The 23,997-nt window shown below is 70.2% G+C and carries 24 protein-coding genes and 1 riboswitch; of the genes, 10 read left to right on the forward strand and 14 right to left on the reverse strand.

Annotated elements, in window-relative coordinates:
* Positions 1 to 137: 137 nt before the first annotated feature.
* The 6 genes from B118_RS0125025 to B118_RS0125050 form a co-directional block, all read right to left on the reverse strand.
* Positions 138 to 1,826 (reverse strand): long-chain-fatty-acid--CoA ligase, encoded by a 1,689-nt coding sequence (locus B118_RS0125025; protein ID WP_028193677.1) that lies wholly within the window; start codon positions 1,824 to 1,826, stop codon positions 138 to 140.
* Positions 1,827 to 1,928: 102 nt separating this feature from the next.
* Positions 1,929 to 2,105, reverse strand: coding sequence for a hypothetical protein (locus B118_RS32585; RefSeq protein WP_018219970.1), 177 nt, complete (start codon positions 2,103 to 2,105; stop codon positions 1,929 to 1,931).
* A gap of 102 nt (positions 2,106 to 2,207) precedes the next feature.
* Positions 2,208 to 3,107, reverse strand: a complete 900-nt coding sequence (locus B118_RS0125035; protein WP_026274125.1) for a sulfite exporter TauE/SafE family protein — start codon at positions 3,105 to 3,107, stop codon at positions 2,208 to 2,210.
* Between the two features lie 118 nt (positions 3,108 to 3,225).
* The gene (locus tag B118_RS0125040; RefSeq protein WP_028193678.1) at positions 3,226 to 4,638 is read right to left on the reverse strand and encodes an MBL fold metallo-hydrolase; all 1,413 of its coding nucleotides are present in this window, start codon (positions 4,636 to 4,638) and stop codon (positions 3,226 to 3,228) included.
* A gap of 134 nt (positions 4,639 to 4,772) precedes the next feature.
* Positions 4,773 to 5,042, reverse strand: coding sequence for a metal-sensitive transcriptional regulator (locus tag B118_RS0125045; protein WP_018219967.1), 270 nt, complete (start codon positions 5,040 to 5,042; stop codon positions 4,773 to 4,775).
* 578 nt (positions 5,043 to 5,620) lie between these two features.
* A complete protein-coding gene (locus B118_RS0125050; protein ID WP_018219966.1) occupies positions 5,621 to 6,268 on the reverse strand; it encodes a GGDEF domain-containing protein in 648 nt (215 codons plus the stop codon).
* A gap of 235 nt (positions 6,269 to 6,503) precedes the next feature.
* Here B118_RS0125050 and B118_RS0125055 point away from each other — a divergent pair, with 235 nt between their 5' ends.
* The 3 genes from B118_RS0125055 to B118_RS0125065 all read left to right on the forward strand — a co-directional run bounded on the left by B118_RS0125055 (position 6,504) and on the right by B118_RS0125065 (position 8,635).
* Entirely contained in the window at positions 6,504 to 6,743 is a 240-nt protein-coding gene (locus B118_RS0125055) for a DUF397 domain-containing protein (protein WP_018215227.1), read from the forward strand.
* Between the two features lie 172 nt (positions 6,744 to 6,915).
* Positions 6,916 to 7,749 (forward strand): helix-turn-helix domain-containing protein, encoded by an 834-nt coding sequence (locus B118_RS0125060; RefSeq protein ID WP_018219965.1) that lies wholly within the window; start codon positions 6,916 to 6,918, stop codon positions 7,747 to 7,749.
* An 85-nt stretch (positions 7,750 to 7,834) separates the two neighbouring features.
* Complete coding sequence (locus tag B118_RS0125065) at positions 7,835 to 8,635, forward strand: DedA family protein (RefSeq protein WP_018826845.1); 801 nt, start codon at positions 7,835 to 7,837, stop codon at positions 8,633 to 8,635.
* A gap of 25 nt (positions 8,636 to 8,660) precedes the next feature.
* On the opposite strand, the gene B118_RS0125070 is transcribed toward B118_RS0125065, so the two are convergent.
* The gene (locus B118_RS0125070; RefSeq protein WP_018811374.1) at positions 8,661 to 10,097 is read right to left on the reverse strand and encodes a glycine hydroxymethyltransferase; all 1,437 of its coding nucleotides are present in this window, start codon (positions 10,095 to 10,097) and stop codon (positions 8,661 to 8,663) included.
* A gap of 31 nt (positions 10,098 to 10,128) precedes the next feature.
* Positions 10,129 to 10,218: riboswitch (ZMP/ZTP riboswitch) on the reverse strand.
* A gap of 112 nt (positions 10,219 to 10,330) precedes the next feature.
* On the opposite strand from B118_RS0125070, the gene B118_RS0125075 reads away from it, so the two are divergent.
* Together B118_RS0125075 and B118_RS0125080 are read left to right on the forward strand one after the other, a co-directional pair.
* Positions 10,331 to 11,212: a metallophosphoesterase family protein gene (locus B118_RS0125075; protein ID WP_018826846.1), complete on the forward strand. Its 882-nt coding sequence runs from the start codon at positions 10,331 to 10,333 to the stop codon at positions 11,210 to 11,212.
* Between the two features lie 91 nt (positions 11,213 to 11,303).
* Positions 11,304 to 12,332: a DNA polymerase domain-containing protein gene (locus B118_RS0125080; RefSeq protein WP_050563725.1), complete on the forward strand. Its 1,029-nt coding sequence runs from the start codon at positions 11,304 to 11,306 to the stop codon at positions 12,330 to 12,332.
* On the opposite strand, the gene B118_RS0125085 is transcribed toward B118_RS0125080, so the two are convergent.
* Positions 12,273 to 12,824, reverse strand: a complete 552-nt coding sequence (locus B118_RS0125085; RefSeq protein WP_018219960.1) for an Lrp/AsnC family transcriptional regulator — start codon at positions 12,822 to 12,824, stop codon at positions 12,273 to 12,275. The genes B118_RS0125080 and B118_RS0125085 overlap by 60 nt on opposite strands.
* A gap of 72 nt (positions 12,825 to 12,896) precedes the next feature.
* Here B118_RS0125085 and pdhA point away from each other — a divergent pair, with 72 nt between their 5' ends.
* The 4 genes from pdhA to B118_RS0125105 all read left to right on the forward strand — a co-directional run bounded on the left by pdhA (position 12,897) and on the right by B118_RS0125105 (position 17,989).
* A complete protein-coding gene (gene pdhA, locus B118_RS0125090; protein ID WP_028193679.1) occupies positions 12,897 to 14,078 on the forward strand; it encodes a pyruvate dehydrogenase (acetyl-transferring) E1 component subunit alpha in 1,182 nt (393 codons plus the stop codon).
* Positions 14,078 to 15,085, forward strand: a complete 1,008-nt coding sequence (locus B118_RS0125095; RefSeq protein ID WP_026270693.1) for an alpha-ketoacid dehydrogenase subunit beta — start codon at positions 14,078 to 14,080, stop codon at positions 15,083 to 15,085. The genes pdhA and B118_RS0125095 overlap by 1 nt, the downstream gene beginning before the upstream one ends.
* On the forward strand, positions 15,067 to 16,461 hold the full coding sequence (locus B118_RS0125100) for a dihydrolipoamide acetyltransferase family protein (RefSeq protein WP_026274129.1): 1,395 nt from the start codon (positions 15,067 to 15,069) through the stop codon (positions 16,459 to 16,461). The genes B118_RS0125095 and B118_RS0125100 overlap by 19 nt, the downstream gene beginning before the upstream one ends.
* Before the next feature lie 262 nt (positions 16,462 to 16,723).
* Positions 16,724 to 17,989 (forward strand): L,D-transpeptidase, encoded by a 1,266-nt coding sequence (locus tag B118_RS0125105; protein WP_018811371.1) that lies wholly within the window; start codon positions 16,724 to 16,726, stop codon positions 17,987 to 17,989.
* Between the two features lie 84 nt (positions 17,990 to 18,073).
* Here B118_RS0125105 and B118_RS0125110 read toward each other — a convergent pair whose 3' ends face one another.
* The 3 genes from B118_RS0125110 to B118_RS0125120 all read right to left on the reverse strand — a co-directional run bounded on the left by B118_RS0125110 (position 18,074) and on the right by B118_RS0125120 (position 20,002).
* Complete coding sequence (locus B118_RS0125110; protein WP_026185207.1) at positions 18,074 to 18,451, reverse strand: FKBP-type peptidyl-prolyl cis-trans isomerase; 378 nt, start codon at positions 18,449 to 18,451, stop codon at positions 18,074 to 18,076.
* 139 nt (positions 18,452 to 18,590) lie between these two features.
* Positions 18,591 to 19,154: a DoxX family membrane protein gene (locus B118_RS0125115; RefSeq protein ID WP_028193680.1), complete on the reverse strand. Its 564-nt coding sequence runs from the start codon at positions 19,152 to 19,154 to the stop codon at positions 18,591 to 18,593.
* A 116-nt stretch (positions 19,155 to 19,270) separates the two neighbouring features.
* A complete protein-coding gene (locus B118_RS0125120) occupies positions 19,271 to 20,002 on the reverse strand; it encodes a helical backbone metal receptor (RefSeq protein ID WP_018219953.1) in 732 nt (243 codons plus the stop codon).
* 47 nt (positions 20,003 to 20,049) lie between these two features.
* Between B118_RS0125120 and B118_RS0125125 the strand changes: the two genes are divergently transcribed.
* Positions 20,050 to 20,757 carry a nitroreductase family protein gene (locus tag B118_RS0125125; RefSeq protein WP_018219952.1) on the forward strand — a complete coding sequence of 236 codons (708 nt, stop codon included), beginning with the start codon at positions 20,050 to 20,052 and terminating at the stop codon, positions 20,755 to 20,757.
* A gap of 14 nt (positions 20,758 to 20,771) precedes the next feature.
* On the opposite strand, the gene B118_RS0125130 is transcribed toward B118_RS0125125, so the two are convergent.
* The 3 genes from B118_RS0125130 to B118_RS0125140 all read right to left on the reverse strand — a co-directional run bounded on the left by B118_RS0125130 (position 20,772) and on the right by B118_RS0125140 (position 23,933).
* Positions 20,772 to 22,100 carry an MFS transporter gene (locus B118_RS0125130; protein WP_018811369.1) on the reverse strand — a complete coding sequence of 443 codons (1,329 nt, stop codon included), beginning with the start codon at positions 22,098 to 22,100 and terminating at the stop codon, positions 20,772 to 20,774.
* Positions 22,101 to 22,105: 5 nt separating this feature from the next.
* Entirely contained in the window at positions 22,106 to 22,684 is a 579-nt protein-coding gene (locus B118_RS0125135) for an ArsR/SmtB family transcription factor (protein WP_018811368.1), read from the reverse strand.
* A gap of 910 nt (positions 22,685 to 23,594) precedes the next feature.
* On the reverse strand, positions 23,595 to 23,933 hold the full coding sequence (locus B118_RS0125140; protein WP_018219950.1) for a histone-like nucleoid-structuring protein Lsr2: 339 nt from the start codon (positions 23,931 to 23,933) through the stop codon (positions 23,595 to 23,597).
* Positions 23,934 to 23,997: the final 64 nt, after the last annotated feature.

Below are 23,997 nucleotides of genomic sequence, written 5' to 3' on the forward strand. Positions count from 1 at the left end.
TGGCGTAGGTGAGTGAGCCCGGGCCGCCAAGGCGGCCCGGGCTCACCTGTTCCCCACTGGCCGGGTGTCCCGCTGGCCGACGGCCCCGGGTCGGCCGAGCTCCCGCGACCTGGGCGTGGCTCGGCCCGGGGCCCCGGTCAGGTGGCGAGCAGCCGGTCGCGGACCTCCCGGCGCAGCACCTTGCCGATCTGGGAGCGGGGCAGGTCGTCAACCACCACCACCCGGCGCGGCACCTTGTACGCGGTCAGCTGCTCCCGGCACCTTGCCCGGATGCCCGCCTCGTCGGTGGTGCAGTCGGCGTGCAGCACCACCACGGCGACAACCTCCTCGCCGCCAGCGGCACCGGGCAGGCCGACCGCGGCGGCGTTGCGGATCCCGGGGATCTGCCGCAGCGCCTCCTCCACCTCGGACGGGTAGACGTTGAACCCACCAGTGATGATCAGTTCTTTGATCCGGTCAACGACCCGTACGAAGCCGTCCGAGTTCATCTCCACGATGTCCCCGGTTCGGAGCCAACCGCCGGGCAGCAGCACCGCCGCCGTCTCCTCCGGCCGGCACCAGTACCCGGCGAAGACCTGCGGCCCGCTGATCAGCAACTCGCCCGCCTCGCCGGGGGCGCGGTCCCGGGTCGGGTCCTCCGGGTCAACGATGCGGATGTTGGTGGCGGGGAACGGAATGCCCACGGTGCCGGGCTGCCGGGCCGTCGACACCGGATTCCCCAAGGCCACCGGGGAGGTCTCGGTCATCCCGTACCCCTCGACCAGCAGCCCGCCGGTCACCGACTCCCACAGGCCCACGGTGGCCGGGGGCAGCGACATCGCCCCGGAGATGGCATACCGGACGGAGGTCAGGTCGACGCCGCGTTCCCGGGCGGCGACGGCGAGCTTCTCGTAGATCGGCGGTACTGCCGGCAGGAACGTCGGCGGGCGGCGACGTATCGCCTGGAGGGTCTCGTTCACGTCGAAGCGGGGCAGCAGTACCAGGGTCGCGCCGATGCTGACCGAGAAGGTCAGGCAGAGCGTCAGCCCGTAGGCGTGGAACAGGGGTAGCACGCCGTACACGGTCTCGGCACCGTCGCGGAGTCCCGGCACCCACGCGCGGCCCTGCGCGGCGTTGACACGCAGGTTGCGGTGGGTGAGGATCGCTCCCTTCGGGGTCCCGGTGGTGCCGCCGGTGTACTGCAACAGCGCGGTGTCGTCCGGCTCCGGCGCGGGATGGTCGGCGGCCAACGGTCCGCTGCCGGCCAGCAGGCGTTCCCAGGCCAGGGCGCCCGGTGCGGGGGCGGTGATCGCGGCGCGGGCGGTCCGGGCTCGGGACACCGGTAGCCGCAGCGCCCAGCGCTTGAGCGGGGGTAGGGCCGCGCTGAGATCGACTGCGATGACCGTTTCGACCTTGGTGGTGCCGGCGGTGCGTTGCACCAGTGGCGCGACCTTGTTCCAGACCACGGCGACTCGGGCGCCGTGGTCGGCGAGTTGGTGGGCGAGTTCCTGCTCGGTATAGAGCGGGTTGTGCTCGACCACGATCGCACCGAGTCGCAGCACCGCGTAGAAGGCCACCACGTGTTGCGGGCAGTTTGGCAGGACCAGTGCGACCCGGTCGCCTTGGCCGACGCCGAGGCGGCGGAGCGCCTCAGCGGCCCGGTCCACCTGTGCCGCCAGCTCACGGTAGCTGGTGGTGGCGCCGAAGAAGTCCAGGGCGGTCCGGTCACCGAACCGGTGAACGGCCTCCCGCAGCAGGTCGACCAGGGACTCGTCGGTCGGGGTGATGGTCGTCGGCACCCCCGGTGCGTAGCTACGAAGCCACGGCCGTTCGGCGCTCAGGTTCATGGTGGCCATCCTCCCCACGGTCGTCTACCGGACCGTAACCTACGGTCTGGTAGGAAACCCGGCGAGGTACCTGTCGTCGCACCGCCGATCGAGTGCCCGTGGTCAGTGTCGTCGTTGCGATTGCCGAGTCATCTGGCGCACCTTGACCACCGCCATGATGATCACGACCACCAGCGCGATCGCACCGATAACCATCAGCCATTGGGCCGCCTGCCAGAGCAGTCCCAGCAGGATGAGTGCGGCAGCGACGATGCCGATGACCCAAAGTACTACCCGCATGTCGACCTCCGTCCCGCCCCCGTTGGCGGGGGACGCTCCGCCGCCTTCCCGGCCTGGCCGGCAACATGCCGGATGGGAACCGGCGAGTTCCTGCCCGCGTGGTCAGCGCTCCGTCTGGTGATCCTGCGCGGCGCGGTGCGCTGACCCGGTCGTCCCGGCGGGTCTGCGGCGGCGGCCGGCGACCAGCAGCGCCACCGCCGCGAGGGCGCCGGTGAGGGCGGCTACCAGGATTTTGACCCGGCCATCTCCGGGCACCTGCTGGACCAGGACGAACACGCCCGCGACCACCACGAATCCGCCGAAGGTCCGGCGGAGCACGACCTCGGGCACACGGCCGGCCAGTCGGGCACCGGCGAGGCTGCCGGCGACGGCGGCGGTGGTGACCGCGGCGGCCAGGCCCCAGTCGATGCTGACGCTGGACAGGTATCCGGTCAGACCCGCGAACGACTTCATCGCTATCACGACCAGTGAGGTGCCGGCCGCGACCGGCATCGGCAGACCACCGAGCAGCGTGAGCGCGGGCACCACCAGGAAGCCGCCACCCGCGCCGACCATGCCGGTTACCAGGCCGACCACGACGCCGTCCAGCAGGACCCGCCGCACCGGGAGCTCGCGTGGCACCATACGGCCGTCGGTGCCACGACGACCGCGGATCATCGCGGCCGCCGTGGCGAGCATCATCACCGCGAAGCCGGTGAGCAGGATCGTCGCCGGGACGAACGCGGCCAGCCGGCCACCGACGTAGGCCCCGGCCATGCCGGCGGCCCCGAAGAGCAGGCCGCTACGCCAGCGGATCCGTCCGGCACGGGCATGCGGTAGTACACCGACCGCGCTGGTCACGCCGACCACCAGCAGCGAGGTGGCGATCGCCTCCTTCGGCGGCAGGTCGGCGACGTAGACCAACAGTGGTACGGCGAGGATGGAGCCGCCCCCGCCGAGCAGGCCGAGGCTGAGCCCGATCAGGACGGCCAGCCCGACGGTCAGGGCCAGGGTGAGGCTGATCACGACCGCCGTCCGGTCGGTGTGGCGTCGCGGGTGGGGCTGCTCATGCTCTCCTCGTTCCTGGGCACGCCGATGGGGTGGGCGGGGTCGCCGCTCGTCGCCGGGCGGGGCGGCCGGCTCAGGTACGGGTGGTTTCCCCGCCGATCAGGGGGATTCCGGCCGCCTCGGCCGCTGCGAATCGGTCGTCGATGACGACCACGTCGCGGCCGGCGTTCGCCAACAGCGACCCGGCGGCGGTGGCCCGATAGCCGGAGCCGCAGTGCACCCAGACCGCACCGGTGGGCAGGTCGGCGAGGCGCCGGGGCAGCTCGGGTAGGGGCAGGTGTACGGCGTCGGCGATGTGCCCTGCGGTCCACTCGTTGGCCATTCGCACGTCGAGCACCACGTCGGGGGTGGGCAGCCCGGTGGGGAGCCGCCCGGCACGGGCGGCAGCCAGCGCGGCGAAGTCGGCCAGCGGTAGCTTCCGTAGCTGTTCGCGGTCGGCGGCCCACCGCTCGGCCTCGCCGGTGGCCTGGCCGGCCGGCCGGTCGATGCCGATGCGGGCCAGTTCGCGCTGTGCCTCGGCGATCTGCGCAGAGGTCTCGGCGAGCAGGGTGACCGGTGCGCCCCAGCTAATGAGCCAGCCGAGCCAGGTGGACATCGCTCCGTCCAGGCCGAGGCTGACCGTACCGGCCAGATGGGAGGCGGCGTACGCCCTGCGGTGACGTAGGTCAACAACCCACTCCCCGGCATTGACCCGCCGACGCAACGCGGCGGCGTCGGCGCGGGCGACCGGGGTGAGGTTCACCGGTGCCGGACCGTTGAGGTTGGTGACGCCCATGTGGGCGTAGTAGGCGGGGTAGGCGTCCAACCCGGAGAGGGCTTTGGTAATGAAGTCGTCGGCGGCCAGCCGGAGTACCGGGTTAACCCCCTTCTCCCGGCCGATGGTCGATTCTGGGGCGTCGGTCTGGCTCGCGGAGCAGAAGCTGCCGAACCCGTGGGTCGGCCACACCTCGGCGCCGTCGGGCAGTAGGTCTGCCAGCCGTCGGGCCGAGGTGTGCTGGTGGTGGGCCAGTTCGTGGGCGTGTTGCTGGCCGAGCAGGTCGGTGCGGCCGGTGGTGCCGAAGAGGAGCGAGCCGCCGGTGAAGACTCCCGCCGGTCGCCAGTCGCCGTCGTTCGCGTGGTCCAGAATGTAGGACAGGTGGTGGAAGGTGTGGCCGGGGGTGGCGGCCACCCGTAGGCGCATCGTGTCGGAGACCGTCAGGGTGTCGCCGTCGGTGACCGGCAGGTGTTCGAATTCGGCCCGCTCGGCCGCGGCGACCAGGTAGTGGGCACCGGTGACCCGAGCCAGATCGAGCCCACCGGAGACGTAGTCGTTGTGAATATGCGTCTCGACCACGTGGGTGATTCGGACCTTTGCCGCTCCGGCAAGGTACAGGATTCGGTCGATGTCACGCTGTGGGTCAACGACGACCGCTACCTGACCGTCGGAGGCCAGGTAACTGCGGTCACCCAGTGATGAGGTCGCGAGGACCGACACGTTGAACGTCACCGTCGTGCTCCTTCCAGGGCAGAAACCTATACCGCCGGGGGGTATGTGGCGGGCAGGTCGGTGCCTTTCAATTGGCGTGCGGTTACCCCCTCCGGTCGCCGGGATGCGGCCGGAGGGTTGGTTCTTCGGTTGACTCAGGCCAGGGCCAGGAAGAGCTTCTCCAACTCCTTCTCGGTCATCTCGGGTGTCTCGCCCTGTTGCCGGGCGCTGGTGCAGTGCCGCATGCCCGACGCGATGATTTTGTAGCCAGCCCGGTCGACGGCCTTCGACACCGCGGCGAGCTGGGTCAGCACCTCCCGGCAGTCCTGACCGTCTTCCATCATGTCGATCACGGCGTTTAGTTGGCCTCGGGCTCGCTTGAGCCGGGTCAGCGCGTCACCAGTCATCTCGGGTCGAAGCTTCACCTGGCACCTCCGGTACCCACAATACCCCCGGGGGTATCTCGCGTGCTGTGGTCTTCGTCAAGCTGCCGAGGCCCCCGCTGGGGTGTGGCGGAGGATTCCTGAGGCCGTACCGGGTCCACCGATCTCGGCCAGGGCCGTACCCCCGGTTCGCCGAACCTGGCGCGATGGGTGCTGGTCCAGAACGAGACAGTGAACCCGACCGGTTGCCACAGGATCGGTTCGTGGCGATGGCGGTGACCCACGCGAAGGCATCGGGCTACGAACGCGTCATCGCCGGCTCCTCCGGCAACGCTGGGTTGGCCGTTGCGGCCGTCGCCGGCGCCGTCGGGCTTCCGGCCGTGGTGGCGGGCTGCACCTGGCTGCCGGAAACGCCTGCGGGGCCGCTGCGGAAGCTCGGCGCCGACCTGCGAACCCTCGACACCGGCCCGGAGCGCGTACGGTTCGTTTACCTGGGTTTGGCCGAGCGGGTGTTGGTCGGTTCGAGGGGCTCATCTTGGTGGCCGTCGTGTTGCTGGCCCGTCGCCGGGCCATCCGACGACCGGTCGTATGAGGACCACCGGGTGGGGTGGCTGGTGTGGTCAGCGGTCGCCGCTACTCGCGGTGTCGAGGAGCTCGCGGAGGTGGGGCGAGTCGATGCTCTTCGCCCGGTACATCGCGGCGTCGGCCCGGTCCAACGCCTCGGAGAGCTGGGCGGGGCAGGTGACCGGCGCCAATCCGACGGAGGCTGTCACCCGCACGCTTGCGGAGTGCAGCCGGATTGGTGCGGCGAGGACATCGTGCAACCGGCGGGTGGCGTGCTCAAGCCACCGCCGCTCGACCTCGGGGGCGGTCAGCAGCCCGGCGAATTCATCCCCACCGAGTCGGGCGACCGGATCGCCTCCCGCAAAGTCGGCGAGCCGCTGGGCGACGTTGACCAGTACCTGGTCGCCGGCGGCGTGTCCGTACCGATCGTTGATCTGTTTGAAGTCGTCGAGATCGAGGACGACGGCGATCAGCGGTCGTCCGTCGGCTCGGGTCAGCAGGGCGGCGGCCAGCCGATGAAAGGCTCGTCGGTTGGGCAGGCCGGTGAGCGGGTCGTGGCTGGCGGCGTGGCGTTCGGCGGCGAGCTCGGCCTGGAGGACGGCGATCTCCGTCTCGGCCTGCACCGCTCGGCGGTGCAGCTGCCAGGAGGAGATGAGGGCGCCCGCGGCGCAGACGCCGGACGCGATCGTCAGCGGATCCGGCATGAGTCCTCCCGTCATGCCGATGCCCCGGCATTGCCGACGGTCACCGACCCCGTGTCTGCCCTGCTAGTCGCCCAGTAAAGGTGACTTACGGTGAGCGGATCGACACCGCTCCCGTCGGCTATCATGCTCGTTGTCCGATGCATATGCAATAGCAGATGCACGTGCAGGAGCCACTCTGTCCACACGTACCCGTCCGGGCTGCGGTATGGACGGATGCATGACGAGAAGGGCGCACATGCAGCCGCTATCGAATGGCGTTCCCGCTCCCGAGCTACCGCCGCTGCGGTGGCAGAAGAGCCGCCGCAGTAATCCCAGTGGCAACTGCGTAGAGCTGGCCGAGCTTCCGGACGGTGCGGGCATCGCCGTGCGCAACTCGCGGCATCCCGACGGCCCCGCTCTGATCTACACCGTGGACGAGATCGCAGCCTTCGTGCTTGGCGCCAGGGACGGTGATTTCGATCACCTGATCCACTGATCCACTGATCCGCGCCGCGCCGCCGGGACCGATTCCCCTCACCGACGGGCCATGGCATGCTGACTCGGCGACCGGGCCAGGTTCGGCCCGGGCGCGTCCAGTAAACGGAGGGGCGGCAGTGGCGACGAGACCCGTTGAGGGGGGGTCATCGGCTGGCCCAACCGTCCTACGGATGATGCTCGGCGCGCAGCTGCGCCGGCTACGCGAGTCCTGCGGGGTTAGTCGGGAGGGTGCGGGCTGGGAGATTCGGGCCTCCGAGTCGAAGATCAGCAGGATGGAGCTGGGACGGGTCGGGTTCAAGGAACGCGACGTCGCGGATCTGCTGACCCTCTACGGCATCACCGACCCAACGGAGCGGGACGCCCTGCTCCACCTTGCCCGGGAGGCGAACAGCCCCGGTTGGTGGCACCGGTACGGGGACGTGCTGCCGTCCTGGTTCCAGGCTTACCTCGGGTTGGAGGCTGCGGCTACCCGGATCCGCACGTACGAGCTCCAGTTCGTACCCGGCCTGCTCCAGACCGAGGAGTACGCCCGAGCCGTCGTGCTTCTCGGTCACAGCCGCGCCGGGTCGGCGGAGATCGACCGTCGGGTCACGCTGCGGATGCGGCGGCAGCAGGTGCTGCACGGGGAGGATCCGCCGCAGCTGTGGGCCGTGGTGGACGAAGCGGCCCTGCGCCGGCCGATCGGCGGCACGGCGGTCATGCGGCAGCAGGTTTCGGCGCTGATCGAGGCGACAACATTGCCGAACGTGCGGCTCCAGGTCGTACCGTTCGCCGCTGGCGGGCACGCGGCCGCGGGCGGCGCCTTCACCATTCTCCGCTTCAGTGACCAGGAACTGCCCGACGTGGTCTACATTGAGCAGCTCACCAGCGCCCTCTACCTCGACAAGCGGGAAGATCTGGAGTTCTACGCGTTGGCGATGGAACAGCTCTGCGTGGAGGCGGAGCCGCCCGAGCGTACGCCGGAACTGCTCGGCCGGATCCTGGCCGAACTACCCTCGGGCTGACTCGGTGGGGCTGGCCTGATCTCGTCGCCGGGTGGGCGCCGCCCGGCTGGGTGCGCTCTCAGGCGGAGTTCGTACCGTATAGCCCATGCCTCGAACCGTGCACGCCCTCCTCGCCGCCAGTACCACCGCCAGCCAGGCCGAACCTCCTCAGGACGGCCTGGTCGGGCACGTGATCGGTCTGGTGGAGCAGCTGGGCGGGCCCGGCGCCGGCCTGGCCGTGGCGCTGGAGAACCTCTTCCCGCCGATCCCCAGCGAGGTGATCCTTCCGCTGGCCGGGTTCGTCGCCGGCCAGGGACGGATGAGCGTCATCAGCGCGATCTTCTGGACCACGTTGGGCTCGCTGGTGGGTGCGCTCGCCCTGTACTACATCGGTGCGGCATTGGGGCGGGACCGGATGCGGGCCATCGCCGCCCGGCTTCCGCTGGTGAAGCTGAGCGACGTCGACAAGACCGAGGAGTGGTTTCTCCGGCACGGCGTCAAAGCGGTGTTCTTCGGCCGGATGATTCCGATCTTCCGAAGCATGATCTCGATCCCGGCCGGGGTGGAGCGCATGCCGGTGTGGACCTTCGTCGTCTACACCACTTTGGGCAGTCTGATCTGGAACACCACCTTCGTCATGGCCGGCTACCTGCTCGGGGACAACTGGCATCTGGTCGAGGAGTACGCCGGTGTGCTCCAGAACATCGTCATCCTGGCCTGCGTGGCGGGGCTCGTCTGGTTCGTCGTCACCCGGCTCCGCCGGTCCCGGACGACCGGGGGAGTGCAGCCCAACGGGCCGGGGGACGAGTTCCCCGCGCCGCTGCCGCCCATCGATGGTGTCCCCGACCCGCAGGGCCGGGGAACCCTCTACCGGAGTAGCTGGTCCGAGGACACCACCGTGAGCTGACAAGTCCGATCGAGGCGCCGGCGGGTTAGCCGAGGTCGATGGCGGGGTAGAGGGGGAAGCCGGTGAGCAGGTCGCTGGCCTGCTTGCTGACCCGGTCGGCAACGCCCGGGTCCAGCACGTACTTCGCCTTCGACGCGGTGCCGTCGGCGTTCGTGCCGGGTGCGGTCCGGCTCAGGACGGTGTGGATCAGCTCGGCTGTGGCGTCCAGCTCGGCGGTGCCGAAGCCGCGGGTGGTCAACGCCGGTGTGCCGACCCGGATCCCGGAGGTGTACCAGGCACCGTTCGGGTCCTGCGGGATCGCGTTGCGGTTGGTGACGATGCCTGAGTCGAGGAGCGCCTGCTCGGCCTGCCGGCCGGTGAGCCCATACCCGGTCACGTCGATCAGTGCCAGGTGGTTGTCGGTCCCGCCGGTGACCAGCTTCGTGCCCCGACGCTGCAACCCGTCGGCCAGGGCCTGCGCGTTGGCGACGATTCGCCCGGCGTAGTCGACGAAGTCAGGCCGTCGGGCCTCGGCGAGCGCGACCGCCTTGGCGGCCATCACCTGCGGCAGCGGGCCGCCGAGCACCATCGGGCAGCCCCGGTCGACCTGCTCGGCGAGCTCTGGACCGCAGAGCACCAGGCCGCCGCGGGGCCCACGTAGCGACTTGTGCGTGGTGGAGGTCACGATGTGCGCGTGCGGAACCGGGTCGAAGTCACCGGTGAAGATCTTGCCGGCGACCAACCCGGCGAAGTGGGCCATGTCCACCATGAAGGTGGCACCGACCGAGTCGGCGATCTCCCGCAGGATGCGGAAATTGACCTTCCGTGGGTACGCCGAGTAGCCGCCGACGAGGATCAGCGGCTTGAACTCGCGGGCCGCCTCGGCGACCCGGTCGTAGTCGATCAGCCCGGTCTCCGGGTCGGTGCCGTAGCTGCGCTGGTCGAACATCTTGCCGGAGATGTTCGGCCGGAACCCGTGGGTCAGGTGACCCCCCGCGTCCAGCGACATGCCCAGCATCCGCTGGTTGCCCAACTCACGGCGCAGGGCGAACCAGTCGGCCTCGGTGAGGTCGTTGACATGCCGGGCCTGGGCGCGCCTGAGCGCGGGCGACTCGACCCGGTCGGCCAGGACCGCCCAGAAGGCGACCAGGTTGGCGTCGATCCCCGAGTGCGGCTGCACGTAGGCGTACGGCGCTCCGAACAACTCCCGGGCGTGCTCGGCGGCGAGCGCCTCGACGGTGTCGACGTTCTGGCAGCCGGCGTAGAAGCGACGGCCGACCGTACCTTCGGCGTACTTGTCGCTGAACCAGTTGCCCATGGCCAGCAGCGTCGCGGGGGAGGCGTAGTTCTCGCTGGCGATCAGCTTGAGCGACTCACGCTGGTCGGCCAACTCGGCGCGGATGGCGGTGGCCACCCGCGGCTCGACGGCACCGATCACCTCGAGTGCGCTGCGATAGGCGGTGGACTCGGCGTTACCCGACATGTGACCTCCTGGTGAACGTTCCCGGTGGACGTGTGGAGGCCCAGGCGCTCGGCTTGCGTCCGTGTAAGGGCCGTTCCCCGATGGTGCTCCATCCCAAATCGCGCCAGTCCCGACCCGAGGGGATCCTACCGGGTTCGCGGTGCAGCGCCCGGCCGACGTTCCTCCGCCGTGCGCGCCGGGGCCGCGCCGGGTCGAAGATCGACGGCGATGGGGAGCGCGGCTAGGATCGGAACATGACGGGGCCGGGTGATCGGGCGGACGGTCGGGGGAGTCTGCTCGCAATCAGTGATCTGCACGTGCGGCACGCGGAGAACCGGACGGTCGTCGAGCAGCTGCGTCCGGAGTCGCCGGCGGACTGGCTACTGGTCGCCGGCGACGTGGGAGACACGGTCGCACAGGTCGAATGGGCGCTGCGGCTGCTGGCCGCCCGGTTCGCGAAGGTGCTCTGGTCGCCCGGCAACCACGAGCTGTGGAGCCTGCCAGCCGACCCGGTGCCCCTGCGCGGCGCCGCCCGCTACGCCCACCTGGTCGAACTCTGCCGGGAGCTCGGCGTCGTCACGCCGGAGGACCCATACCCGGTGTGGGAGGGGCTCGGCGGCCCGGTCACCGTGGCACCGCTGTTCCTGCTCTATGACTACAGCTGGCGCCCCGAGGGCCTCGACACGTCGCAGGCGGCGCTCGCCGAGGCGTACCGGACCGGGATCGTCTGCACCGATGAGTACCTGCTGCACCCTGACCCGTACGAGAGCCGGTCGGCCTGGTGCGCCGCCCGGGTCGCCGGGACGGCCCGGCGGCTGGCGGAGCGGGACCCGGCGCTGCCGACGGTCCTGATGAACCACTGGCCGCTGCGTCGTGAGCCCACCCGCATTCTTCGCTATCCGATCTTCGCGCAGTGGTGCGGCACCGAGGCGACGGCCGACTGGCATCGGCGTTTCGACGCCGCCGCGGTGGTCTATGGCCACCTCCACATCCCGCGCACCACCTGGTACGACGGGGTGCGCTTCGAGGAGGTGTCGGTGGGCTACCCCCGGGAGTGGCGGCGTCGGGGCGGGCCGCCGGGGCAGCCGCGCCGGATCCTGCCGGCGCCGGCCGGGTCGCCACCGACCGCCTGGTAGCCCGTTCCTTCGCCGGGGGCTACCGGATCCGTGCGGCTGGCGATGCGCGTCCGACCCGGTGCGCGCGGCGGATCACGGCTACGGTGTGGGCGTGGCGACGCCGGCCGAGCAGCTCCGGGTGGGACGGCGGCTGGTCCGCGTCTCCAACCCGGACAAGCCCTACTTCGCTGAGTTGGGGCTGACCAAGCTCGATGTGGTGCGCTACTTCCTGGCCGTCGGCGAGGGCATCCTGCGCGCCCTGCGGGACCGGCCGACGATGCTCGAGCGGTGGCCGCGCGGCGTCTTCGCCGGTGCCAGGATCGCGACGCGGGCGGACAACCGCGGGGACGCCTTTTACCAGAAGCGGCTGCCGGCGGGCGCTCCCGACTGGGTTCGCACCGCGCACCTGACGTTCCCGAGCGGTCGGAGCGCGGACGAACTCGCGCCCAGTGAGCTGGCCGTGGTGGCCTGGGCGGTCAACCTCGGCACGCTCCGGTTCCACCCGTGGCCGGTGTCCCGACCTGACGTCGAGCGACCAGACCAGCTACGCATCGACCTGGATCCGCTACCCGGGGTCGGGTTCGACCAGGTGGTCCCGGTGGCGCACGAGGTCCGCGCGTTCCTCGACGAGCTCGGGCTGGTTGGCTACCCGAAGACCACCGGGGGGCGAGGGCTGCACGTCTACCTCACCATCGAGCCACGGTGGGGCTTCGGGGACTGCCGCCGGGCGGTGCTGGCGTTGGGTCGGGAGATCCAGCGCCGTCGGCCCGACCTGGTCACCACCACCTGGTGGCGGGAACAGCGGGATCGGCCGGTCTTCGTCGACTACAACCAGATGGCCCGGGATCACACGATGGCCTCGGCGTACTCGATCCGGCCCACCCCGGCGGCGCTGGTCTCCGCCCCGGTGGCCTGGACCGAGCTGGACGATGCCCAGCCGGAGGACTTCGACATCACCACGATGCCGGCCCGCTTCGCCGAGCACGGCGATCCGCACGCGGGCCTGGACGAACGGGCATATTCGCTGGAGCCGTTGCTGGAGCTGGCCGACCGGGAGAAGCTGGCGGCGCCTCCGGAGCGTTCAGGGCCCCGGGCGCCTGGGCCCGGGAGACGGAGGGGACGCGGCCGGGCTCCAGGGTGACGTCTCGCCGTCGAACTCGTGGAAGACCAGCCAGGTGCGGCTGGAGAGCACTCCGGGGATGCTCTGCACCCGGGTCAGCACCACGTCTCGCAGCGTGGCGTTGTCCGGGGCCCGGATCAGCGCGAGTACGTCGTGCTCGCCGCCGATCAGCGCGGCGTGCTCCAGGTAGCGCACCTGGGCCAGCTCCGCCGAGACCTCCCGCCAGGTGTTCTGTTCGATGGTGATGGCGATGTACGCCGAGGTGCCCAAGCCGGCGGCCTCCGGTGCCACCCGGGCCCGAAAGCCGGTGACCACACCGTCACGCAGCAACCGCTCCATCCGGGCGTACGCGTTGGTTCGGGAGATGTGCAGGCGCGCGGCGAGCGTCCGCACCGATGTGCGTCCGTCCCGGACCAACTCGGCCAGGATGCGGCGGTCCACATCGTCCAACGGCCGGGCCGATCGTCCCGGCCCGGTCGCCGCGGCCCGGTCTGGGCGGGACTCTTGGCTCATCACAGTACCTCCCTTAGACCAATCATCTTGCGTTTTCGCCGGTTCTTGAGTCAATCATCCGACCACAGGAGCATGGGCGCACCAGATGTCCAGGAGGTACCCGCCGTGACGACCACATCCCGGGCGGTTCGCCGAAAGTCTCGGCCGGCCGCGCCGCCGGACCCGGCCCGCCCGTTCCTGCCCACCACCGAGCAGATTCGCCTGCTCGACCCCGCTGGCACTCCGCTACCGGCGCACCCCGACTACCCGGCGCCCCCGGTGGAGACGCTGGTCGAGCTGTATCGCCGGATGGTGCTCGGCCGTCGCTTTGACCTGCAGGCCACCGCCCTGACCAAACAGGGTCGGCTCGCCGTCTACCCGTCGGCTCGGGGCCAGGAGGCATGTCAGGTCGGCGCGATCCTCGCGCTGCGCGACGAGGACTGGGTGTTCCCGACCTATCGCGAGTCGATGGCGTTGACCGCCCGGGGGATCGACCCCGTCGAGGTGCTGACCCTGCTCCGCGGCGACTGGCACTGTGGTTACGATCCGGCCGTCCGGCGCACCGCCCCGCAGTGCACCCCGTTGGCCACCCAGTGTGTGCACGCCGCCGGCCTCGCCTACGGCGAGGCGTACCAGGGCCGGGACACGGTGGCACTGGCCTTTCTTGGCGACGGCGCCACCAGCGAGGGTGACTTCCACGAGGGGGTCAACTTCGCCGCCGTCTTCAAGGCGCCGGTCGTCTACTTCATCCAGAACAACGAGTACGCGATCAGCGTGCCGCTGTCCCGGCAGACCGCCGCACCCAGTCTCGCGTACAAGGGCGTCGGGTACGGCGTGCCCAGTGAGCGGGTCGACGGCAACGACCCGGCCGCCGTCCTCGCGGTGCTCACCCGGGCCGTGGCGCACGCCCGTGCCGGCCACGGCCCCTTCCTGGTGGAGGCGCACACCTACCGGATGGAGCCGCACACCAACGCCGACGACGCCGCCCGCTACCGGGACGCCGATGAGGTGGCGAGCTGGCAGGACCGGGACCCGGTCGTTCGGCTGGAGACCTACCTGCGGGACCGGGGGGCGTTGGACGACACCACCGTGGCGCGGGTGGCCGCGCAGGCCGAGGAGTACGCGGCCGCCCTACGCGAGCGGATGCACGACAAGCCGACCGTTGACCCGTTGACGCTCTTCGACCACGTCTACGCCGAACCAACGCCGCAGCTGGTCGAACAGCGGGAGCAGGTTCGCGCCGAGTTGGCCGCCGATCAGGAGGGAGCCGGGTGATGGCAGGCATGACCATGGCGAAGGCGCTCAACGCCGCGCTCGCCGACGCGATGCTCGACGACGATCGGGTGGTCGTCTTCGGCGAGGACGTCGGCCAGCTCGGCGGCGTCTTCCGGATCACCGACGGGCTGGCGGCCCGCTTCGGCGACAAGCGCTGCTTCGACACTCCGCTCGCCGAGGCCGGCATCGTCGGCTTTGCAGTCGGCCTCGCCATGTCCGGGCTCCGGCCGGTGGTGGAGCTGCAGTTCGACGCGTTCGGGTACCCGGCCTTCGAGCAGATCGCCTCGCACGTGGCGAAGCTGCGCAACCGTACCCGAAGCGCACTGACCGCGCCGATCGTCATCCGGATCCCGTACGCCGGTGGCATCGGCGGGGTGGAGCACCACTGTGACTCCTCGGAGGCGTACTACGCGCACACCCCCGGTCTGAAGGTCGTCACCCCGGCCACCGTGGCTGATGCCTACTCGCTGCTGCGTTCGGCGATCGACGATCCGGACCCGGTTATCTTCCTGGAGCCGAAGAAGCTCTACTTCGCCAGCGCCGAGGCGCAGCTACCGGCCCGGACCGAGCCGTTCGGCCGCGCCGTCGTGCGCCGTCCGGGCACTGACGCCACCCTGGTCGCGTACGGGCCGGCGGTGCCGGTGGCCCTGGCTGCCGCCGAGGCAGCCCAGGCGGAGGGCCGGGACCTTGAAGTCGTTGACGTACGGACGATCGTGCCGTTCGACGACAGCACGATCGCGGCCTCGGTGCGGAAGACGGGTCGGTGCGTGGTGGTCCACGAGGCACAGGGCTTTGCCGGCGTCGGCGCGGAGATCGCCGCGCGGGTGCAGGAGCGATGCTTCCACTCCCTGCACGCGCCGGTGCTGCGGGTTGCGGGATTGGACATCCCGTACCCGGCGCCGATGCTGGAGCACACCCACCTGCCGTCGGTGGATCGGGTGCTCGACACGGTGGCCCGCCTCCAGTGGGACGACCAGCCCGACGAGCGGTGGGTGACGGTCGGATGAGTGAGCGAGTCTTCCTCCTACCGGATCTCGGGGAAGGGCTGAGCGAGGCGGAGATCGTCGAGTGGCGGGTCGCCGTGGGCGACACGGTGACGGTGGACCAGGCCGTCGTGGAAGTGGAGACCGCCAAGGCGGTGGTCGACGTGCCCTGCCCGTACGCCGGACGGGTGGTGGCCCTGCACGGCACGGCGGGCGAGGTGCGGCCGGTCGGCCAGCCCCTGATCACCATCGCGTCGCTGGAGGCGGTCGAGGCGGATGGTGCCCCTGGGGGCTCCGGCGCGCCCGTGGTCAACCGTGAGGCGGAGCAGGATGGCTCCGGGAACGTCTTGATCGGGTATGGGACCGGCCACGGCGGAGCGGCTCGCCGACGCCGGCCTCGGGTTGCTCGGGCCGCACCGACCAGTGTCGTGTCGAGTGGCGCCGTACCGCCCGGTGCTGCCCCGAGTGGCGCCGCCCCGACCGGCACTGCCCCGGGTGGCGGCCTCGGGCCAGCGGGCGAGAGCGTTCGGGTCATCTCGCCGATCGTGCGGCGGCTGGCGAAGCAGCGCGGCGTTGATTTGGCCGCCCTGCGTGGTAGCGGCCGCGGTGGCGTGATTCGCCGGGCTGATGTGGAGGCCGCCACCCCGGCTCCGGGCACTGCGCCCGCCGCGAGCGCCGCGCCGGCGGCGGATGCCGTGCCCGCCGACGGGGATGTGATCGTGCCGTTGACCGGCATCCGCAAGGTCATCGCCGATAAGCTCTCCCGCAGCCGGCGGGAGATTCCCGAGGTGACGATCTGGGTGGATGCCGACGCGACCGCCCTGCTGGAGACCCGCGCAGCGATCAACGCGGCCACCCCGGCCGAACCGGTGAGCATCTTGGCGTTGCTCGCCCGGATCTGCCTCTCTGGGTTGCGGAGATTTCCCCAGCTCAATGCTCGGGTAGATAGTGGGGCGCAGCGGATCGTCCAGTCCGCCGGGGTGCACCTGGGCATCGCGGCCCAGACCGACCGAGGGCTCGTGGTTCCGGTGCTGCGCGACGCGCAGCGGCTCACCACCGCCGGGCTGGCCGCCGCGCTGGCCGAGACCACGGCGGCGGCGCGGGCTGGCACGCTGCCACCGACGCGGCTTACCGGCGGGACGTTCACGCTGAACAACTACGGCGTGTTCGGGGTGGACGGCTCCACGCCGATCATCAACCATCCGGAGGCGGCGCTGCTCGGCGTCGGGCGGATCGTGGACAAGCCGTGGGTGGTGGACGGGCAGCTTGCGGTACGGAAGGTGACGCAGCTCAGCCTTACTTTCGATCATCGGGTCTGCGACGGCGGGGTGGCGGGCGGCTTCCTGCGGCATGTCGCGGACTGTGTCGAGCGGCCAGCGGTGCTGATCGCGAACCTCTGACCAGGACGCGGGGCCCGTAAGCCCCGCGTTCCGGTCTCCGCCGCACATTAGGGTGCATTTTGGACAAACGGCCCCGAGTGGCTCGGATATCGACAGTGCACCTGATCGGGGCAGTCTCGGAACAGATAGCACAAAGGTGGAAATAAGGGAGGTATTGCGCCGCCGAATTTGTCGAAAATTGCGTTCCCCGGTTGGTGTGGCGGAGAGAATGTGGCGGAGGAGGCGACCAACGGGGGGTGCGCACATGACATTCAGGCGGCGAATGACGCTGCTCGCGGTAACTGTCGCGGCCGTATCGGTGGCGCTCGGCGGGTGCACCGTCGGCAAGCGCGAGGAGGCCCGACCGGCTCCGCCGGAACTGACCGTGACGCCGGCCGACCGAGCGACGGACGTTCCGATCAGCGCCGAGGTCGGCACCGCGGTCAAGGGCGGGACAATTACCGCGGTCCGCGTCATCGACGACACGGGGGCCGAGGTGAAGGGGGAGCCCCGGGAGGATGGCTCGACCTGGGTGCCGAGCACGCCGCTGACGCCAGAACGGACATACACGGCTGAAATTACCGCTACCGGTGATTCCGGTAAAACAACTACGACTCGGAAGACCACCTTCACTACCGGGCCAAAGTCCACGAAACCGACAATTACCAGCACGCTGTACTTCGCGGGTGACCGGACGTACGGAACCGCTATGCCGGTGACCGTCGCGTTCGATCCGCCGATTCCGGAGGAGGCCCGGGCGGCCGTTCAGCGGCGTTTGTTTGTGCGGACCAATCCGTCCCAGCCGGGGGCGTGGTCCTGGGTGTCCGACGGCAGCCAGGTCTACTACCGGGCACCGGACTTCTGGCGACCGGGTACGACGATCAGCTTCCGTGCCGGTCTGGAGGGTCTGCCGATCGGTGAGGAGTACGTGGGCGACGCCGACCGGCGGGCGACGTCGAAGATCGGTCGCCAGGTCTCTTTGGAGATCGACAACGAGACCAAGCAGATGTCGGTGTTCCAGGACGGAAAGCTGCTGCGGGAGCTACCGGTGAGCCTCGGTAAGCCGAGCACGCCGACCTCCAGCGGGAAGATGGTGATCATGGAGAAGCATGAGTTCACCACCTTCGACACCCGCGGCTCGGCGGACCCGTACGTGGTGGATGTCGAGGATGCGCAGCGGCTGACCTGGCAGGGTGAGTTCCTCCACGGCGCGCCCTGGTCGGAGGGCGTCCAGGGGTACCGCAACGTCTCCCATGGCTGTACCAACCTCTCGGCCGGCAGCGCCGACTGGCTGATGGGCGTCACCCAGGTCGGCGACCTGGTGACCATCAAGGGCACCGAGGTGACGTTGGGTGAGGGCAACGGCTGGACCGCCTGGAACGTGAGCTGGGAGGAGTACGTCAAGGGCAGCGCCCTGCCGGTGCCGGCCAGCCTGAAGCCAAGTCCGGCCGCCCCGAACCCGGGTGCGGTGGCCGGCGGCTCCCCCGCACCGGTGCCGTCCGAGGGTAGCGGTTCCCCTGCTCCGGAGCCCTCCGTGAGCGGCGGCTGACCGTCAGCGCTGAGGTGACAAGTGTTCCCGGGCGTTTCCTCCGGCTCACCGGAGGGAACGCCCGGGCCCGGTTGGTCGGACTGGTCAGCGGAGGCCGACCAGGTCAACGACGAAAACCAGCGTCTCGCCCGGCCGAATGACGCCACCGGCGCCGCGGTCGCCGTAGGCGAGGTGCGGCGGAATGGTCAGTCGCCGTCGACCGCCGATCCGCATGCCGACCACACCCTGGTCCCAGCCGGCGATGACCCGCCCGCCGCCGAGAGGGAACTCGAGCGGCTCGCCACGGTTCCACGATGCGTCGAACTCACGGCCCGTGGAGTGGGCGACACCGACGTAGTGGACGCGGGCGACCTGCCCGGCCTGCGCCTCCGCGCCCTCGCCGACGGTGATCTCCTCGACGAGGAGGTCGCTCGGCGGGGCGCCCTCGATCGGTCCCACCTCGGGCTTCGTTGCCTGGTTCACCAGCGTCTCCTGTTCTTCGTCGTCCTGCCTGACCTGCCCGATCCTGCCGGATCGCCGCTGGCCGACCTGCAGGGGGCGGTAACCACGCGGGGCGGGCGTCACCATCGGTGATGCCCGCCCCGCGTGGTTACCGAGATCGTCAACGGAGCCAGGGCATCCGCCGCACGATCGGGAGTCCGGCCCAGGCTCGACCGAGACCCCAGGTGTCACCGGCGTTGAGTAGGGCGATCACCGCCAGTACCGCGGCGTAGATCAGGTGATCGTCCATGAACGGGTTGTTCGACGGCGGTAGGACGGCCGTCCACATCAGGACCATGAGTAGTCCGCCGGTCGCGGCGGCGACCCGGATGCCGATCCCGAGCAGTAGGGCGGCGCCGATGGCCGCCAGACCGATCATGAACAGCCAGTCGGCCCAGGCCGCGCCCGCGATGCTGTTGTAGAAGCCCTGGAACGGGCCGGTCGCGCCGAAGCTCAGGAAGCCCTTCGTCGGGCTGCCGCCATTGATCCAGGCGCTGTCGGTCTCGGTCGCCCGCCCCAGCCCGAACAGCTTGTCGAGAAAGGCCCAGAGGAAGATCCAGCCCAGCGCGAGGCGGGTGCCGGCCAGTACGTAGCGGGCGGCTCGCCCCTGCCCGGTTTCGACCTGGTTCAGGTCGCTGGTGGTCTCGGCGGCGTTCCGCTTGGTCGTTGCGGTCATCGTCTCCACGCCCCTTCGTGCTGGTGCCTCGGATCGCACTGCCTGTGGCGCTTCAATTGGATCGCAGCGCAACGGGTGCGAACAGGGTCAAGTGGGCTCGCCAGCCGGGACCTTGGGCCTGTGGGTCAACCCGCCGGGTGGGACACCGGTGCCGCCAGCTGGGCGGCCAGGACGGCGGGCGCCTCCACCAGAGACGGGCCGTACCACGTCAGGTGGCGACCGGAGACGAGGGCGCACGGTAGCCCGGGGAATGCCTCCGGCCCATCATCCACAGCGAAACGGTATGGCTCGTCGGGCAACACGACCAGCGTGGGATCCCGGCCGCGTAACTCGTCCAAGGACGGCCGAGGATACCGCTCGGCGTGGTCGGCGTACAGATTGGTCAGTCCCAGCCGGCGGAGCACGTCCCCGGCGAACGTGTCCCGGCCCAGCGCCACCCACGGGCGCCGCCAGACCGGCACCACGGCTCGGCGCGGCGGCCGTTCCTCGGGCAGTTCCGCCCAGGCGCGGCGGGCGGAGACCAGCCATTCGGGCTCACCCGGCGAACCCAACTCGGTGAGGAGCTCGGCCAGCTCGGTGAGGGCCCCATCGACGGTACGAGGGTAGGTGACCCGCACCGGCACCCCCGCCGCCACCAGAGCGTCCGCGTCCTCGCGCCGGTTCTCCTCGACGTTGAGCAGGACCAGATCCGGCCGGAGCGCGCGTACCCGGTTTAGGTCCGGGTACTTGCTGCCGCCTACCCTGGGCACCTCCAGCCCCACCGGGTGGGTACACCAGTCGGTGGCACCGACCAGCGCTCCGGGCAGCGTCAACGCCACCGCCTCGGTCAGCGACGGCACCAGGGACACCACCCGCATCTGCTCCGCCTCCTGTCGGCCGTTGCGTCGATCATGCCGGCGCGGGAGTGGCCACCGCCACCCGGGCGGCCGACAATGGCCGGATGTCGCCGAACCGTGCTGAGCAACCCCCCGCCGTCCGACCGCTCTCCGACTACGGCGTGCCGCCTGCGGCGGCGCTGGCTCGGGCGCGTGGGTTCGCCGATGCGATGGTCCGGCGCCGTACCGTGCGGGACTTCAGCGAGAAGCCGGTCCCGGAGGGGGTGCTCGAGCAGGCCCTCCGGGCGGCGGCCTCGGCGCCGAGTGGCGCGAACCGCCAGCCGTGGCGGTTCGTGGTGGTAACCGAACCGGAGCTCAAGCGGCGGCTGCGCATCGCCGCTGAGGCCGAGGAGCGGGTGTTCTACGAGCAGCGCGCGCCGCAGGAGTGGCTGTCGGCGCTGGCGCCGCTGGGAACGGACGCGAGCAAGCCGTTCCTGGAGACCGCCCCAGCGGTGATCGTCGTCTTCGAGGTCCACCGCGGCCCACAGAGTCCCCGTCCCTACTACGTCAAGGAGTCGGTGGGGATCGCGGTCGGGCTACTGCTCGCCGGGCTGCACCAGGCTGGCCTCGCCACCCTGACCCATACCCCGAGTCCGATGCGCTTCCTCAACGAGTTGTTGGACCGGCCGGCGGAGGAGCGGGGAAATTTGATCATTCCGGTCGGCTACCCGGCGGAGGGAGCGACCGTGCCGGACATCTCCCGCAAGCCGCTGGACGAGGTGGTGGTGTGGCGCTGACCTGCGGCGCGGCTTCACCGTCCCCGCGACCGCAGCGGCTGTAGGTCAGCTCGCCGGCGGTGCGGCCGCTGCGGCCCGGCCGGCTGGGCCGCAGCGGAGGTGGGCAGATCCACTCGCCGACGCAACGGGCTCGCGCCGAGGATCGCCCAACAGGACACGAGTAGGAGTATCATGGTCCACATAGTGGGACGAAGGCCGATCATGGAAGCAAGGGTGCCGCCCAGCAATGCGCCGAGGGGGATCGTGCCGTAGTTGACGAACATGGTGGTGGACACGACGCGGCTGAGCAGGTGCGGCGGGGTGTAGGTCTGGCGGAAGCTCGCCGAGACCACGCTACAGACCATCACGCCGGTGGCGAGCAGAAGCGAACCGACGACGAAGAGCACGAGCGTCCAGTCATTGCCAACCATCGGTATGAGTAGTCCGAACGGGGAGGCGGCGAGGTGGCTGAGCAGGATGCTGCGCGCTGTGCCCAGTCGCGTGCAGAGTGGCCGGGCGAGGGTGGCGCCGAGGAGGCCGCCGAGGGCGCCGGTGCTGAGGAGTAGACCGGTGAGCCCGGGTGCGACCCCCACCTCTCGGACGAGGAAGAGCACGAGTACGGACTGGTAGCCGATCAGGGCAAGGTTGGCTGCGGACCCGAACGCTGTGAGGGTGCGTAGGTACGGGTCTCGTAGCGTGAAGCGAAGGCCCTCGAGTACGTCCCGCCGCAGCGACCGACGTGTGGTCAGCCGTGGTTCCGGCGGCTGCCCAGGGGCCCGGATCAGGGCGAGCATGAGGGTGGCCAGCAGGAAGGTGGCGGCGTTGACCAGTAGGCCGGCGGCTGCGCCGAGCCACTGGGCCAGCAGACCCCCGACGCCGGGACCGGCGACCTGGGCAGCGGATGCGCTGCCCTGGAGCCTGGCATTGCCCTCGACGAGGTGACTCGGTCCGACCAGTTCCGGCAGATAGACCTGGTAGGCGGTTGTGAAGAAGACCGACGCCACCCCGGCAAGCAGTCCGACCGCCAACAGGTGCGCGACGGTCAACACGTCGAGCACCACCGCGAGGGGGATGCTGGCGAACGCCCCAGCCGACCCGACGTTGCAGGCCAGCATGACCGTCCGGCGAGGTAGCTGCCCCACCCAGACCCCGGCCGGCAGGCCAAGCACCAGCCAGGGCAGCCACACTGAGGCGGTTAGCAAAGCGACGGTGAGCGCGCTCACCTGCAACTCAACGACGCCGATCAGGGGCAGGGCGACCGTGGTGACGCTACTGCCGAACTTGCTGGCCGTCTCTCCCAGGAACAACAGCCGGAAGTCTCGATCCGCGAGCAGGCCCCAGCGGCCAGGTGGGCGCGCTGGCATGGACCTCACGGAGTCGCGGGGACGGTGTGGGCGACAGCCAACACCGATTCCCGCTGCTGTCCGTCCTGCGGAACTTCTCGGTTCGCCCAGCGGGTGAGCACCTCGGTCAGCTCGTGGGCTACCTGGCGGGTCTCATCGGCGGTCAGCCGTAGCCACGTCTCGGCGGAGACAGCGCACCCCTCGTGCCAGGCGGCGTCATAGTTGCCTCGGTCGGAGAGCCATTGCCGGAAGAACGCCGCCTGACGGTCGAACACCATGGTACCCACCGCGTGTGCCACCGCTTCAGACAAGGCGTCGGTGTCGAAGTCAACCCGGCTCCAGCGCATGTCCGCTGAGACAAGGCGCCACCACCGCTCCCGGCGGTTCTTGGCCAACTCCGGCGCTTCCTCGATCAGCTCGGCCGAGGCCAGTACGCGTAGGTGGTGGCTCACGTTGCCGACCGCCTGGTTGGTCGCCGCAGACAGCGTGCCGACGGTGGCGGGCCCCTCCAGCTTGAGCAGATCGAGCAGGCGCTGTCGGACCGGATGGGCCAGCGCGCCGAGGGCCTGGATGTTTCTGATGTGTCGCGTCGGTCGAGAGTCCATGCCTCGGAGACTAACAAGGATTCTTGTTAAAGAGGGGTTGTGCAATGACCGTGGTGGAAGACCGGCCCGGACTGCGTCGATCCGCGTGCCGACCGAACGGAGGAGCGCAGCTGTCCACGGTCGCTGGTCGACCGGCGGGCTCGTCCGCCCCGCTGCGGGTGGAGTGGCGAAACCAAGGCCGGTGGGACTCGCCGACGGTGCGTCGTAATAGCCTGCCGCGCTGCCTTCCGCTAACCCGCTAACCCGCGTGGTCCGGCAGTGACCTGGTAAACCCCGGGGGCGATGCGGAGGGCGACGAGGAAGGAGGGATTTTAGCCCCGATCGGGCGGGAGGCTCGGTCTGCCCGGGGGCTGATCCGGCCGTCGACATCTTTGCTCTCGGTGTTGATTGCTGCTTGCGCAGCATTTGGAGCATATCACTCATCATCGATCGAGTCGGACGGGCGGCATCACTGTCGACCATCAACAACGATCTCGCTATCGCCGATGCGGACAGTCGGCTTGCCGCGTCCATCGTTGGGCCGGTAACTGACTGGCCCGGACCGACCGCGGCCAAGTCGAGCCGTGGACTGGGGGTGGACCCCGAAACTCGGTCCCGGCCGAATGCTGGCGAGCTCGGATCAATTCAGCTACCCGAGTGCTCGTCGGGGGGCCGATGGTTCCGTTCCAGAAGGAGGGCTTTGTTGGTCGGCGGCGAAACGCTTGGTCATCGTTGTGCATGGGGGCTCCCCCTGCCCGGCGCCCGCGCGGTCGATTCCGCAACGGTGGTGGGGCGCTCCCGGTCGGGCGGACGCCACAGTCATGACGAGGACTGCGGGGCACGTCACTGGCGGCGGGGCTGCTGGTCGGCGCTAAGAACGACGGGGCCGTGCCGATTCGGCACGGCCCCGGTCGGGTGGGTACCCGGACGCTCAGCGCTTCTTGTACGCCTCGACGACCTCCACCGGGATGCGACCGCGCTCCGAAATCTTGTAGCCGTTCTGCGCGGCCCATTCCCGGATCGCACGGTTCTGCTCCCGGTCTATTCCGGTGCTGGTGCCCCGTCGCAGTGCCCGCGACGTGTCCACGCCGCCCCGGCCGATCCTGCGGCCGGCGCTCAGATACGGATCCAGCGTCTTCCGGAGGATGCCCGCATTCTCGTCGGAGACGTCGATGGTGTACGCCACGCCGTCCAGGCTGAACTCGACGGTCCGATCGGCTTTTCCGCCGTCGAGGTCGTCGGTCAGAACCGTGATTACTTTTCTTGCCATGGCCGGTTACTCCCTGTGTGGGGGCGGGGTGTGGGTCAAAGTTTGACCTATCGCCGGGCATTTT

Origin of the sequence: Salinispora pacifica CNR114, from assembly GCF_000514775.1 — a bacterium.
GTDB classification, from domain to species: Bacteria; Actinomycetota; Actinomycetes; order Mycobacteriales; family Micromonosporaceae; genus Micromonospora; species Micromonospora pacifica.

Coding starts and splice junctions, on each gene's coding strand:
- B118_RS0125070 (WP_018811374.1), bottom strand. CDS start 10,097: ATGTCGGGTAACGCCGAGTCCACCGCCTATCGCAGCGCACTCGAGGTG.
- pdhA (WP_028193679.1), top strand. CDS start 12,897: ATGGGCGCACCAGATGTCCAGGAGGTACCCGCCGTGACGACCACATCC.
- B118_RS32585 (WP_018219970.1), bottom strand. CDS start 2,105: ATGCGGGTAGTACTTTGGGTCATCGGCATCGTCGCTGCCGCACTCATC.
- B118_RS0125050 (WP_018219966.1), bottom strand. CDS start 6,268: ATGCCGGATCCGCTGACGATCGCGTCCGGCGTCTGCGCCGCGGGCGCC.
- B118_RS0125075 (WP_018826846.1), top strand. CDS start 10,331: ATGACGGGGCCGGGTGATCGGGCGGACGGTCGGGGGAGTCTGCTCGCA.
- B118_RS0125135 (WP_018811368.1), bottom strand. CDS start 22,684: ATGGACTCTCGACCGACGCGACACATCAGAAACATCCAGGCCCTCGGC.
- B118_RS0125140 (WP_018219950.1), bottom strand. CDS start 23,933: ATGGCAAGAAAAGTAATCACGGTTCTGACCGACGACCTCGACGGCGGA.
- B118_RS0125025 (WP_028193677.1), bottom strand. CDS start 1,826: ATGAACCTGAGCGCCGAACGGCCGTGGCTTCGTAGCTACGCACCGGGG.
- B118_RS0125065 (WP_018826845.1), top strand. CDS start 7,835: ATGCCTCGAACCGTGCACGCCCTCCTCGCCGCCAGTACCACCGCCAGC.
- B118_RS0125095 (WP_026270693.1), top strand. CDS start 14,078: ATGGCAGGCATGACCATGGCGAAGGCGCTCAACGCCGCGCTCGCCGAC.
- B118_RS0125130 (WP_018811369.1), bottom strand. CDS start 22,100: ATGCCAGCGCGCCCACCTGGCCGCTGGGGCCTGCTCGCGGATCGAGAC.
- B118_RS0125085 (WP_018219960.1), bottom strand. CDS start 12,824: ATGAGCCAAGAGTCCCGCCCAGACCGGGCCGCGGCGACCGGGCCGGGA.
- B118_RS0125060 (WP_018219965.1), top strand. CDS start 6,916: ATGATGCTCGGCGCGCAGCTGCGCCGGCTACGCGAGTCCTGCGGGGTT.
- B118_RS0125105 (WP_018811371.1), top strand. CDS start 16,724: ATGACGCTGCTCGCGGTAACTGTCGCGGCCGTATCGGTGGCGCTCGGC.
- B118_RS0125055 (WP_018215227.1), top strand. CDS start 6,504: ATGCAGCCGCTATCGAATGGCGTTCCCGCTCCCGAGCTACCGCCGCTG.
- B118_RS0125120 (WP_018219953.1), bottom strand. CDS start 20,002: ATGCGGGTGGTGTCCCTGGTGCCGTCGCTGACCGAGGCGGTGGCGTTG.